The following is a 14,034-nucleotide window of genomic DNA, read 5'->3' as shown; positions in this document are numbered from 1 at the left end:
TGAGTTAGGTATTCAGGCTCTAAAGCACTATGGGGTAAATCCAAAAATGGAAAAACCAACAATGGAGAAACCAAAAGTGCTTAGAGCCAATTTTACTGAAGGTTAGTGAGCTTCGCTTCCAAGTTCGAGCAAGGTCGCGTTACCGCCCACGGCTGTTATATTTATAGTTCGCGTACGCTCGGTAATGAAGCGCAGCGATAGGTGTGGATCATTAGCAACATTCATTGTCGCCAGATCCGTTTCAGCCACTAAACCGACGATTGCACCGTCACGCTTAGCAAGCTGTAAATTGATAGCTTGTGCCGTTTGTGAATTACCCACGTAACCTGCACTTCGTACATCGCAAGACAGCAGCTGTTGAGCAGCGTCGTACGATGAAACCTGTACCAGGTTGGTTGGTAGATTCGCTTGTTTTGCAGCATCAGCAATTAAGGTGTTGAACTGCACGTCATCACTGCACAATTGAACGCTGTTACCTGCTAATAGTGCTGCAGTAATCATCGCCGTTGCAGTTTGCAGTGCCGGCAGCTTCTCTTCGCAATCATCAACAATCACCAAAGCCACACCGCGGCCAGCGGCATACAGCTCATTAGTTTCGCCCGTAGGACCCGCCATTAGGTGATGTTCAGAAAGCAGCGCTGAGGCTTGCTCTAGATGATAAGTCGCCACCGCTGCCAAAGGCGCAGATTGGCTTTCGATCTCTGATTTAAATGAAAGTACCTGAGCACTCTTATGATCAAAGTCGGTAAGATTCCATTGTTCCCACGCTAACAAAGCATCAGAAAAACCTGTCACTTGATGAACCATGATACTGCTCCTTATGCCTTGTCTTGTGATTGAGAAAAATGAACATCAGTAAAGCGGTATAGGTAGTGAGGACCACCCGCTTTAGGGCCAGTACCCGACAAACCTTGACCGCCGAATGGTTGAACACCAACAACAGCGCCCACTTGGTCACGGTTGATGTAGCAGTTACCCACACGAATGTGTTTCTCGATCCAACGGTAAGTTGTTTCGTTACGGCTGTGGATACCCATAGTTAGGCCAAAACCAGTTTGGTTAATTTGGTCTACTACTTGTGTTAACTCACTCGCTTTGAAGCGAACAATGTGTAGCACTGGGCCAAACTGTTCTTCTTTCAAGCAGCTGATGTCATCAATTTCAAAAGCACTTGGTGGAACAAAGTCACCATGTTCACAATCCGTACCTAGAGAAAGTTGAGCCACCTTCTTCTGGGTATTGGTCATGTTTTCTAAGTGTGCCAACAACTTCTGTTTCGCGTTTTGGTCGATCACAGGGCCAACATCGGTTTGATGAAGATGTGGAATGCCAACACTCAGCTCATCCATTGCACCGTGAATCAATGCAATCACACGGTCTGCGATGTCTTCTTGGATGTAAAGCACACGTAGTGCAGAACAACGTTGACCTGCAGAAGCGAATGCCGAACGAATAACATCACGGACTACCTGTTCAGGCAGTGCGGTACTGTCGACGATCATCGCATTCTGACCACCGGTTTCCGCGATAAACGGAACAGGCTTAGCGTTACGACTCGCCAATGACACGTTGATACGTTGTGCTGTTGGTGTTGAACCCGTAAAGGCAACGCCAGCAATTGCATCATGACTGGTGAGTGCACTACCGATCTCAGCGCCACGACCCGGTAGTAACTGAATCGTGCCAGCAGGGAAACCCGCTTCATTCATCAGTTCCACTGCGCGAGCTGCAATTAAGCTTGTTTGCTCGGCAGGCTTAGCCACAACCGTGTTACCCGCAACCAAAGCTGCTGTAATTTGGCCAAGGAAGATTGCGAGAGGGAAGTTCCAAGGGCTAATACAAACGAACACACCACGACCTTGTCGAGAAGCAATTCGGGTTTGGCCATCAAAACCTTTTAGTTCGAAACCTTGTAGGTTATCCGCTTGTTTTGCGTAGTAACGACAGAAGTCGACTGCTTCACGCACTTCATCAACACTATCGTGAATCGTCTTACCCGCTTCTTGATGACAAATCGCCACCAGCTCAGCAAGGTTGTCTTCCATCAGGTCAGCCAGCTTCTCAAGCGCAGCCGCTTTGGTTTCTACCGATGTTGCGTTCCAATCAGCGAATGCTGCATCTGCGCCAGTGATCGCTGCGGAAACATGATCAAGGTTAGCGAAAGCCACCTGACCGACATTAATTCGACGATCATAAGGTGCAGTCACCTGCTCAACATTCTGATCAGCCTTGATCATGCTTTCGGCAAGAGATTCACCGTTGATCACTGGGCCAGCAGTCCATTGATTGTTTAAGAAGCCTTTTACTTGCTCTTCAAACTGATGCGCTTCGCTTTCGATATCAATGTTCACACCGTATGAGTTCTTACGCTCAGGGAATACCGCTGGCGGCAGAGGAATCTTAGTGTTGTTCAATGTATCGAACGCCAGAAGCATATCGACTGGGTGTTGAGTCAGTTCTGCCACTGGGCAACGTGCATCAACTAGACGGTGTACAAACGAGCTGTTGGCGCCGTTTTCTAGCAAGCGACGTACTAGGTATGGCAGTAAGTCTTTATGGCTACCAACCGGTGCGTAAATACGTACTGACTGTTGGTAAGCTTCCATCGCATGGTTGTAAAGTGAGTCACCCATGCCGTGTAAGCGTTGGAATTCAAAGTCTTTATGCTCGGTCATTACGGCAATAGCAGAAACCGTGTGAGCATTGTGGCTCGCGAACTGCGGGAAGATATTGCCACGAACGCTAGGGCTCAGTAGGTAACGTGCACACGCAAGGTAAGCCACATCTGTCGCTTCTTTGCGCGTGTAAACTGGGTAATCAGTAAAGCCCGCTTGTTGCGACCATTTGATTTCGCTGTCCCAGTACGCACCCTTCACTAGGCGAAGCGGGATCAAATCACCCTGCTCTTTCGCTAGGCGGTTTAGCCATACAAGAACCGGCAGTGCACGCTTTGAGTAAGCTTGAATAACCAGACCAAATTTACCCCAACCTTTTACAAGATCAGTGCGGTACAGTTTTTCGAATAATTTAAGAGAAAGCTCTAGGCGATCCGCTTCTTCAGCATCGATCGTAATTGCAACATCAAGCTCTACTGCGCGGCGCAATAGCTGCTCTAACGTGTCGCAAAGTTCTGTCAATACGCGGTCTTCGTTCGCCACTTCATAACGTGGGTGAAGCGCAGAAAGCTTGATAGAAACAGACGGTGCTGGGCTAGATTTTGAAGAGACGTATGTGTCTCGACCTACGGCTTCAATCGCCATTAGGTAATCTTTGAAGTATTTGTTTGCATCAGCAGTGGTCAGTGCCGCTTCACCTAGCATGTCATACGAGTAGGTAAAACCTTTATCACGCATAGACTTACCGTTCTTTTGCGCTTCAGCAATGCTGCGGCCAAGAACGAATTGATGACCCATGACCTTCATTGCTTGGTGCATCGCTTTACGAATTACCGGCTCAGAAAGCTTGTTCACTAAGCGGTTAACCGCTTGACCTGCACTCTGCTCTTTAGATGAAAGCCCAACTACCTTACCCGTTAGCATTAATCCCCAAGTGGATGCGTTAACAAACACTGAGTCAGAATTCTTTAGGTGAGATTTCCAATCCGCAACGCTGAGTTTGTCGCGAATCAATGCATCAGCCGTTGCTGAATCAGGAATACGCATCAAGGCTTCCGCCAGACACATCAGCAAGATGCCCTCTTGAGTATCTAAGCTGTATTCAAGCAACAGTGCATCGATCATCTGGATAGAAGTCTTATCCGCACGGATAGCTTCGATCAATGAGGTCGTTTTCTCTGAAATTTGCTGCTTTTCTGACTCAGAAGGGGTAGCTAGCGGCAGAAGTTGCTCTAGCCATTGGGTTTCATCCACCATATATAATGGTGAGATAAGCGACCATAGATCAGTAAGCGACTGCTCATTGAATTCTGGCTTTAACACATCAGTAGCTGTAAACATGCGTTTTCCTTAATCTCACACCCGGAATTAGCCCGGGATCTCTACAATGGCTGCAGTGTATTTAGAGTATATAAGGATTACTTGTCAAAAACTCCGAGTTTTTTGCTAAAAACTCGCTTTATTAACAAAACAAACACAACGTCACATATGAAACTTTAAAATAATATGCCGTTTTGTTTCACTATTTAACAGAAATTTTCTTTTTGTATTGGGATGGAGACATGCCTTGAAGGCGTGAAAAGGTGTGAGTAAAAGAGGATTGACCGGAGAAACCCGCCAGCTCAGCGACCTGACCAAGGCTAAGATTACCTTGTTCAATTAAGCGGCGAGAACGATCGATACGCTTACCTAGAACATACTGGTGAGGGGTAATGCCCATTTGCTCTTTGAACAGCATATGGAACTGGCTTTCTCCCAAGAACACGCTGCCCGCAAGCTGAGCGACGGAGATCTTATTCGCGAGGTGTTGTTCGATGTAGCGATCCAATGCTTCAAGATCGAAACGCGAGTCTTTAATTGAGGTTTCAAATGCCGAAATGTGCCTTTGCATCAGAGCGATCACCGTGTCATTACAGGCACGGCTTAACAATAGATCATCCGGGCTCGCCTGCATTTCTTGCACCAACATATGGATAAGCTTTTGAATTTGCGCGTCTAATTGAAAGTAGACGTTCGATGATTCTAACTGGTTAATCTTCTCTAACATTAGAGGGTCATCATCGGTTGGCACTGGCATGTTAAGCACTAGGATATCCGACTGACCGACCACCCCACCGAAAGCATGATCAGAGCTCGCCGTTACCACACAACCTTGACCCGGCCCGATAAGATTACCTTTACCGCAAACTTCAAATTCTGCCTGACCTTTTAAACCAATCACGACCTGCGAATAGTGGTGATCGTGACAATCCATATGCGAAGGCAAAGTAATGATCTCCGCAGGACGAGGGCCAGTAAGGCCTAGCGGGGACAAGTCTAGGTTTGGAAAGGGTAAAGGTTTTGGCATGACAGCAAAATACTCAGATCGACATAGTAAGAATAATACTCTGAAATCCGCATAAGATGAATTTGTAAATGATCATGAGAGTCATTTCCTCGCTTTAAACAGAAGATCATTACCACGATCGTCTTGATCATGCCTCCGGAAAGATGATCAAGAGTGTACAAACTACGGGCATTGTAAAACCAATCGTTCCGGCGAGTTTAGAGGCTTCACAAGCAATCACACAAGCACGAAAAACCATGTGGTCAATAAATGCTTCTTCACGCCAACATAATGAATAAATTTTCTTATATAGCTCAAATAATTGGCTATAAACCTGTAAAAAGTGTATCCGAAGTACCGAAACTTGGCTTTTGAGTAGATTGGATAGCAATAAAACGGTATAAAGACGGGTACTGTGTTAATTGCTAATAACTAGTGACTCACAACTAGGAAGTAGACACTTTATTAACGAGCCAATTTTCAATCTACAAGTTGCAGGGACCTATGACTAACTTTCGAATTTCAGCGCTTTTACTTGCGCTATCCCCACTTTGGGTATCTGCATCGGTATCCGCTGAAGAACTGAATCAAGTCGATCCCGTTTCAGCTATCGATGCAAAGCTAACAGAGAAAAACTCAGATATTGAGCGTATTTCAGCAACCAAAGTATCGGCGACTGAGAACCTAAAACAACTACAAAACAAAAACAGTAAGTTGTTGCGCGAAGGTGAAGAACTTAAGGCAAAACGTAACAGAGCCAAGTCTGTTCTCGACAAACAGTACAGTCGCTTGCTTGAAGATCCAGAAACGGATTTAGTCTCTTTCCAGAAAAGTTACCAAGATGCTTGGGCTGCGGTTAAAGAGAATCAATCGTCTCAGCTAGATAACGAACAAGCGATCAACGAGAGCGAAATTCACCTTTCTCAAATCAAGCAAAAGCAAGCTCGCCTGAATAATGAGCTGGCAAACTTGAGAGAGTCAAAAGTTGAAGCTCGCGTAAAACGTATCGCAACAGAACTGCGTGAAAGTGCGGTTCTTGAAACCAGCTACACCACCACATGTTCATCAACAATGACACTGGGTGAGTGTACTGCACAGGGTAAATACCTGACCAATCAAAAAGCCGTACAAACGTTCAAGAGCCAATTACTTGAGCAGCTCACAGAAAGCACACTAGCGAAGCAAAACTTGCAAGGCGTTCAGCTGAATATCCATGTTCAAGACAGCCAAGCGATCAAGAGCGGCTTCTCTGGTAACAACTCTTACTTCATGCAGATGCAAGCTCAACTTCAAGCAAAACCTGAAGCAGTTGCAGCATGTAACCTATTGAATGTTTCTACTCGCTACTGTTTAACAGGCAGTGACGCCGCAGTCGTTAAGAAGAGTGACAAGCAATGGGCTAACGTGACGGTACGTTCTGATCAGTACAACGACTCAGTAACCATCAACGGCATTAAGTATGGCAGCACCCCTCTTGAGGTTGCGCTACCAAGTGGTCGTCACCAAGTAACCATTTCAAAACAAGGTTACGAATCTTATAACCGCACAGTTACCATCAACGGCAGCGACACGATTTGGGTTAAGCTTCTTCCTAGCAAAGAAAGCTAAACACCCTTTCTACATAGAGCTGAGCCGACACAAAACGCTTAGCTCTATATCAGATAGCCGTGCCTATTTCACAAAGCTAAATGAACACTCGCCATTTTGTTGATAGTTATAAACTGTATGATCGTTACAAACTTGTATGGTCGTTATAACCTTGTTTTATCGTTATAAACAGTAGCTGCAGACGAAATGGCGTTCTCGTTTAGAATATTCGATTAACCTAAATTACGATTGAAGTAGCCCATCATGCGCCAAGGTCTTCCTACTCTATTATTTGCACTTGCTCCCTGCTTAATGACGCCAGCTGTTTTTGCTGAGGCAACACCACCAGCGATCGCGTCTTCTGTCACCGACATTGAAAGCTCACTTTTCGAAAAGCATGCCGACTTAACGGCTGTTGAGAAGAAACTGACTGACAAACAAAGTGAAGTCGACAATCAGGCACAGCAAACGGCACGTCTAGCTGAGTTATCAGCTCACGCAGAGCAAACACTCGCAAAAGCAAAAGCCAGCCTAGAGCAAGATTACACGCGTATGATTGATAAGCCCGATTTCGATATCTCGCCCGCTCAAAACCGCTTCCAAGACGCTTGGAAAACCGTAAAAGAGGGCAAGCTTGCGATTTCAGACTCAGAGCAGAAGCAGCAAGGCTTGATGATGGAGCTTGAGGCTATCCAAGCCGAGAAATCCGCGGCAGAAGCTTCAATCGCAAACCTGAACCAAGACAAGCTAAGAGCAAGAGCAGAGCGACTAAGAAACGAGATCACTCAAACGGAAGAGCAAACTGTTAGCTTTACCAACCGCTGCAGCAGCGATATGACACTAGCACAGTGTTCAGACCAAACGGTGACCTTGGCACTTCAAAAAGCGGTAAAACAGTTCCAGCACAGCCTGGTGGACAACGCGACTGAATCGAAAACAGTGAAAGAGCACCTTGCGTCTGCTTCGCTGAACATTCACGTTCTGCAACACAAAGTGAAATCCTCTGGCTTCTCTGAAGATAACCGTTACCGAGCAGTAATTGCAGCAAATCTAGAAACTCGCCCAGATAAGAACACCCCTTGTCGTCTACTTGGTATTCAGTCATCAAACTGTTTCACACAAAGCGAGCAACAAGCCAACGACCAGCAAAAAGAAGTTGCTTGGGTTAACTTAGTGGTGCGTTCAAATCAATACAACGACAATGTTTCTATCAATGGCGTGAACTATGGCAGTACACCGGTTGAGGTGATGTTACCGACAGGCCAACACATGGTCACGATCGAAAAAGAAGGCTACCTTTCTTTCCATCAAGAGCTCAAGATAGCCCGCGATCACAACCTACGAGCTGTATTGCAAGCCAAACAAAATTCATTGAATGTCGGCACCAAGTTTGCCGATCCGATGGGTAACGACATTCAGAGCCCTGAAATGATTGTTGTCGGCTCGGGTCGCTACCTACTGGGTGAAAACAACGCACAACAAGTGACGATCAAACAGCCGTTTGCATTAGCCGCAACACCAACCCGTGTTCAAGACTTCAAAGCATTCGTAAAAAACACAGGCTACCAGACAGACGCTGAGCTGATGAACACCTGCGATACATTCGTCAATGCAGAGATCACAACCGTTTCAGACAAGGACTGGCAGAACCCAGGCTTTAAGCAAGCTGATAACTCACCGGTAGTTTGTGTTAGCCAAAACGATGCCAAAGCGTATACACGTTGGTTATCTAAAAACACCGGCTTCACTTACCGCTTGCCAACACCACAAGAGTGGGAAGCTGCAGCAAGAGCAGGCCAAGACACCAACTTCTGGTGGGGCAATGAATTCCGTTCAGGCAAAGCCAACACAGGTTGGGCGGGTACACCTTGGTCAAACGTTAGCACATCTCCAGTTAAGTCATTCCTACCAACGCCAACAGGCTTCTACGACATGGTGGGTAATGTATGGGAGTGGACAACCGTTCAGAAAGGCCTAGCGAAGGGTGGCGCGTGGAGCTTCTCTCCTGAAGAGGCAAAGGTGTTTAACGAACTGTACGTACCGCCTTCAACGGCAGCGAACTATCTAGGATTCCGAGTAGTACGAGAGCTGTAGGCTCCCAATCACAGGCTCAGAATCCCAAATATTTACTCTAGGTTCTCAATTATCACATTGAGCAGCATTTATAGGGGAATTCCCCCCTTATGCATAAGCACTCCTAGGAGTAGATTCGTCGATAGAGTAGTAAGTCACTCTGGGTATCAAATTGATGCCTCAGTTTAATTTACCTGACCCTCGTAAATTAGACTGAAAATCTTCTACATGTCGACAAGGCATATCTTGTCTTTAGCCAGCCCCTCTTCAGGCTGGCTTTTTTTTGCCTGATTATCACCCTTTATGCCCATCGATTCTCCGTGATTGACACAGTTAATCAACAGTCCGTTTAACTGTCAGTCACCCCTTATTTTTCGTACTCTAATTGCCATTGCAGCGCTATAAGAAACTGATATCATTGCCATACCTCAGCTTACGAGATAAAACCTTGCCAGATCCACTCAACTCCATACATCGTTCTTTATTCGAACAACTTCCAGGCTGCTGGGGCTGCAAAGATACTGACTCGGTCTTCGTGTACGCCAACCTTGCTTACAACCAATTGATTGGCTTAAAACCCAATGAGACTTGTACAGGCTTGACCGACTTCGACATGCCCAGTCAAACCACGGAGTGCGCACAAGATTTCAGGGCTCAAGATAAACATGTGATGGATACACGCAGTACCCTTAAGATTCTCGATATTCACCCCTATCCAGACGGACGCTGGCACGCCCATATCTTTACCAAAACCCCTTGGCTTGATGATGACGACAACGTCCAAGGCACCATCTTCTATGGCCAAGAGCTTACCGATACCGCGATCTTAGAGGTTGGTCATTGGGTTTGTCAGGCCACAGGAACAAAAGGCGATCAGGCATCGCTTGCGGGGTCAGAGCCGCGCGTGTCTAAACTGCAAAAACGGCTGACTTCAAGAGAATCAGAGGTGCTATTCTTACTGCTTTTCGGCAAGAAACCACAGTACATCGCGTCGACGTTAAACATTTCAATCAAAACGGTCGAAGGTCATGTCGCCAGATTGAAACAGAAATTCGATGCACGCAGCAAAAGCCAATTGATTGAGTATGCATTGGATTCAGGATTAGGCTCTGTGATCCCAGAAACTCTGCTCAAAAAACAGATATCTGTTGTTCTACACAGTGATTGATTTACTAATCAGCTGAAAATGCAGACAAAAAAATGCCGTTGATTTGATAAGTCTAATCAACGGCATTTTTGGATCTATTAAGCAGCTAAGCGATCAAGCAGCCTAAGGCGCTAGGCGATCAATATCCCAACTATTGTCTTGGCGAGAGAACAAGAAACGGTCGTGCAAGCGGTGTTCACCACCCTGCCAGAACTCAATGCTATCCACACGTACACGGAAGCCCCCCCAGAAAGAAGGCACAGGAATCTCGCCTTTGGCAAACTTCTGTTTAAGTTCTAGATACTTACCTTCTAAAATCCCACGCGCTGAGATGCGGCTACTCTGCTTACTTGCAATCGCGGCCAATTGGCTCTCTTTTGGACGTGACGAGAAGTACTTCATATTTTCCATAGCCGTCAGCTTTTCAGCCGTGCCCGTAATATGAACTTGTCGCTCAAGTGGATGCCAAGGAAAGTGCAAACTGATTTTGCTGTTGTGCTCAAGCTGGTGCGCTTTACGGCTACCTAAGTTGGTGTAAAAAACGAACCCGTCTTTATCAACATTCTTCAGCAGAACAATTCGTTGGAATGGCTGACCATTTTCATCAACCGTAGCAACTGTCATGGCAGTAGGGTCCGTCAACTTCGCTTCAATGGCTTGCTCTAGCCATAGATTGAATTGCTCAATCGGGTCTGCGGCCAAGTCTTTACGTCTCAATCCACCCTTAGCGTATTCGCGACGAATATCTGTCAGTTCCATTTGGTTGCTCCTTTTAATTTTTTTGTGATTTTGCGCCGTAATCCTTTGAAACACAAGTCTAAGCCATGGTTTTGTCTCACAGAAGGTGCTCTGTGTTAACAAGATCTCGGTACTCTCTCCATCATATTGATAATCTTTATACAAACCGATGACAAGCAGAGATCCGAGTGACCAAAATACTGCCTAACCTAATGACGCCCTTTGTTTTGTTCTCATTGTTATTGGGAGCTGCAGGGCTGACTGCAACCCACTTTATGGCAGTGCAATTCCAAGAAAAAATCGTCACTCAGCAACTCGATGAAGCGGCGAATAAAGCCAATCTACAAATCGATTCTGAACTGGATAAATTCAAACAAATCCCAGATTTGCTCAGCCATGACCCGCGCTTGCTCTCTTATTTTGACTCATCCCCACAAGCAGACAAGATTTCCGCTGCGCAGCTCAATCAATTGCTGTTTGAATGGTCGAATCAAAGCCAAGCCGACACCATCTATATTCACGACCCGAGCGGTACTGTGGTCGCTTCCAGTAATTACCAAAAGCCTCGTACCTTTGTAGGTGAGAACTTCTCGTTTCGTCCCTACTTTGCTTCTGCCATTCAAGGTAACAAGACACAATATGTCGCGCTAGGTGCTCGTTCGAACGTACGCGGTTATTTTCTGTCTTCACCTCTGTATATCGACAAGGAAATTGTTGGCGTTATCACCGTAAAAGTGAGCTTAGAAAATCTCGAAAACATCCTAACCAGCGACGATTTTGAGATCGTAGTACTCGACTCTAACCAAGTGGTCTTTCTATCAAGCCAAGCTCCATGGCTTTACCATTCATTGTTGCCACTAACTCAGCAACAACAAACGGATATCGCACTTCAACGCCAATACGGTCAAAGCGAAATTTCGATCATCGAAGCCTTTCGCTCTTTAAGCTCTCAGTCAGAAGCGGGCAACGCCAATCAATCTAGCAACCTTCAATCCAATGGAATCCGAAAAGAGCTCACCGCCAACCAGTTATTCAAGCTTGGTGCTTTTAATCTTTACCCCGCTACCATCAGCAACAACCAGTACCAAGTTGTCGCACTAAAAGAGACCAGAGCTGAACTTATTAAAATCTTGCAGATCGATGTCATCTTCGTGGTGATTTACAGCTTGGTGATGCTCATCGCTTGGTCGTGGCGCCAGACTTATCTCGCGAAAGTGGCGTTGACCCGACTCAACCAAAACCTAGAGCAAACCGTAGATAAACGTACCCACTACTTGAAGCAATCCAATCAACAGCTGCAACAAACCCTTTTTCAATACCAAGAGTCGCAATCCAAGTTGAAACAGACAGAACAAGAGCTGACACAAACCGCGAAATTAGCGGTACTCGGTGAACTGTCAGCGAGCATTAACCACGAAATCAACCAACCGCTTGCAGCGTTGCGAACCTACAGTGAGAACAGCTTAAAACTGCTTGAAATGGAACGAACCGATTTAGTGAAGAGCAATCTTGAGAAAATGATTGGCCTTAACAACACCATCACCGACATCATCGCGCGACTCAAAGTCTTTACTCGCAAGGTCACTAAACAAGAACATCATGTGGCGAACCTGCATCAAGCGGTCAACAACGCCACCAGTATTCTCAGTGCGCTGATGATCAAGCAAGGCATTACGCTAAGGCTAAGCACGGTGCCAGATGACATCAATATTGCGATTCATCCAACCGAACTCGAGCAAGTACTGGTGAATCTGATTCACAACGCGACTCAAGCGCTGCAACAACATGCTCTTGAACAGAAAATCTTGCAGGAGCAACAAAACCTGGAAAGCGTTGACCAACAGGCTAGCCCACAGATAGGCATCGAATGGCAACTGCATCACAACTCTTGTCAGCTGATCATTTGGGATAACGGAATTGGCATGCCGGATGACAAACTAGAACAGCTATTCGACCCGTTTTTCACCACCAAACCGGAAGGTTTAGGGCTAGGGCTTTCAATATCGAAACGGATTATTGAAGCGTATCACGGCACGATCAGCGCGAACCGGTTAGAGCCTTCAGGCATGGTATTCTCGCTAAGCATCCCGTTATATAACGATAAAGGCTAACACGCCGTTGTTATCGCTGATTAGAAAACGAATTTCACATACAGCTAAGGACTCGACTTTTGCACTCTATGCCTAAACTCTATTTTGTCGACGATGAACCCGCCATTCGAGACTCCGTAGAACAAGCTATGCTCATTGAAGGCATCGATATCGTCTGCTTTCCCAATGCTATTGAGGCATTAAAGAAAATAGATACCACGCAAGCCGGAATTGTCATCACCGATATTCACATGCCGGTAATGGATGGCATTCAATTAACGCAAAAGTTACTGAGCCAAAATCCTCATTTTCAGGTCATCGTGCTGACTGGGCATGGTGACGTGCAAACAGCGGTATCTGCGATGAAAGCCGGCGCTTACGATTTTCTGGAAAAGCCATTTGTGGTCGATGCCCTACTCACTGCCGTTAAAAAAGCCGCAGATAAACTCGCACTGGTTGAAGAGAACAACCTATTACGTAAAGAGTTGGCAATGCAAAATCAGGTGGGGCCAAAACTGATTGGTCAATCGCCATCGATGCAAGCATTACGCCGAGAATTGATCACCCTAGATACCAAAACCAACCCACTTCTATTGTTTGTTGGTGATTTAGGGACGGGGAAAAGGGTCACTGCACAATACACCCATGATTTACACAGTCATCAAACCGCGGAGCTTTGCCCTGTCGCTGCGTTTAATTTGCCACGCAATGACGAAGCGACATTCCATCAGTTTATTTTGCAACTGTTCTTGAAACATCAGGGTGGAACACTCTATATCCATGAAACAGAAGCATTAACTCAAGATCAATGGCAGTGGCTAGCGAATCTAAAACCCACCCTACTTCGTGAAAACTCATGCAAGACCAGTGCAACTTGTATCATTATCGCAACTACAGTAGTTCCTACTACAATTACAGGTGAACTGCGCCGATTCAATTTACTACCCTTGGCGCAAAGAACGGAAGATATTGGCTCTTTGTTTAAACACTTTGCTCGCGGTGCAGCCAGTCGCTATCAGCTGCCGCCACCCGTCATTACAGAAAAAGAGATTCAGCGACTCATTGCAACGCATTGGACGGAGAACATTCGTCAGCTTCGCCAACATGCCGAACTCAGAGTGCTGACTCAAATTAAGCAGCCGTCGCTCGACAGAGATACTAATGAGCAAAATGAACTCGATATGAGCATTGAAGAGCAACAACGGTCGTTAAACCAACGCACCGATAGCTTTGAACAAATTATCTTGATTGAGGCGCTACATCGCCACCAGGGCCGTTTAAAAGAAGTACAACAAGAGCTGCAGGTATCGCGAAAAACACTGTATGACAAACTAAGAAAGCACCAACTCGATAAAACGGATTTCAAGAACCGATAGGTCTTAAAAAATATATAAATTCAAAGATTTAAAGGAACAAAATCTTAACATTTATCAGAAGTAAGAATACACTCAATAGGCT

9 protein-coding genes are annotated in these 14,034 nt (G+C 45.9%); 5 read left to right on the top strand and 4 right to left on the bottom strand.

Annotated features, from left to right (window positions below):
- Positions 1-102: 102 nt before the first annotated feature.
- The 3 genes from MSG38_RS09340 to MSG38_RS09330 all read right to left on the bottom strand — a co-directional run bounded on the left by MSG38_RS09340 (position 103) and on the right by MSG38_RS09330 (position 4,962).
- Positions 103-807, bottom strand: coding sequence for a 1-pyrroline-5-carboxylate dehydrogenase (locus MSG38_RS09340; protein ID WP_048614230.1), 705 nt, complete (start codon positions 805-807; stop codon positions 103-105).
- A gap of 11 nt (positions 808-818) precedes the next feature.
- A complete protein-coding gene (gene putA / locus MSG38_RS09335) occupies positions 819-3,956 on the bottom strand; it encodes a bifunctional proline dehydrogenase/L-glutamate gamma-semialdehyde dehydrogenase PutA (protein WP_248401681.1) in 3,138 nt (1,045 codons plus the stop codon).
- Positions 3,957-4,137: 181 nt separating this feature from the next.
- Complete coding sequence (locus MSG38_RS09330; protein ID WP_019823315.1) at positions 4,138-4,962, bottom strand: AraC family transcriptional regulator; 825 nt, start codon at positions 4,960-4,962, stop codon at positions 4,138-4,140.
- A gap of 483 nt (positions 4,963-5,445) precedes the next feature.
- Here MSG38_RS09330 and MSG38_RS09325 point away from each other — a divergent pair, with 483 nt between their 5' ends.
- From MSG38_RS09325 to MSG38_RS09315, 3 genes are all read left to right on the top strand, one after another.
- Positions 5,446-6,549, top strand: coding sequence for a PEGA domain-containing protein (locus MSG38_RS09325; RefSeq protein WP_048610150.1), 1,104 nt, complete (start codon positions 5,446-5,448; stop codon positions 6,547-6,549).
- A 243-nt stretch (positions 6,550-6,792) separates the two neighbouring features.
- Complete coding sequence (locus MSG38_RS09320) at positions 6,793-8,622, top strand: formylglycine-generating enzyme family protein (protein WP_048610152.1); 1,830 nt, start codon at positions 6,793-6,795, stop codon at positions 8,620-8,622.
- Between the two features lie 364 nt (positions 8,623-8,986).
- Entirely contained in the window at positions 8,987-9,769 is a 783-nt protein-coding gene (locus tag MSG38_RS09315) for a helix-turn-helix transcriptional regulator (RefSeq protein WP_032547136.1), read from the top strand.
- 102 nt (positions 9,770-9,871) lie between these two features.
- Here MSG38_RS09315 and pdxH read toward each other — a convergent pair whose 3' ends face one another.
- Positions 9,872-10,507: a pyridoxamine 5'-phosphate oxidase gene (gene pdxH / locus MSG38_RS09310; RefSeq protein ID WP_017061203.1), complete on the bottom strand. Its 636-nt coding sequence runs from the start codon at positions 10,505-10,507 to the stop codon at positions 9,872-9,874.
- Positions 10,508-10,674: 167 nt separating this feature from the next.
- On the opposite strand from pdxH, the gene MSG38_RS09305 reads away from it, so the two are divergent.
- Positions 10,675-12,597, top strand: coding sequence for an ATP-binding protein (locus tag MSG38_RS09305; RefSeq protein ID WP_248401680.1), 1,923 nt, complete (start codon positions 10,675-10,677; stop codon positions 12,595-12,597).
- Between the two features lie 68 nt (positions 12,598-12,665).
- On the top strand, positions 12,666-13,952 hold the full coding sequence (locus tag MSG38_RS09300; RefSeq protein WP_248401733.1) for a response regulator: 1,287 nt from the start codon (positions 12,666-12,668) through the stop codon (positions 13,950-13,952).
- The last annotated feature ends 82 nt before the right edge of the window (positions 13,953-14,034 follow it).

The organism is Vibrio sp. 1CM24A, from assembly GCF_023161725.1.
GTDB lineage: Bacteria > Pseudomonadota > Gammaproteobacteria > Enterobacterales > Vibrionaceae > Vibrio > Vibrio coralliirubri.
The sequence above is the reverse complement of the archived record's forward strand: the minus strand, read 5'-3'. Positions and strand labels throughout refer to the sequence as shown.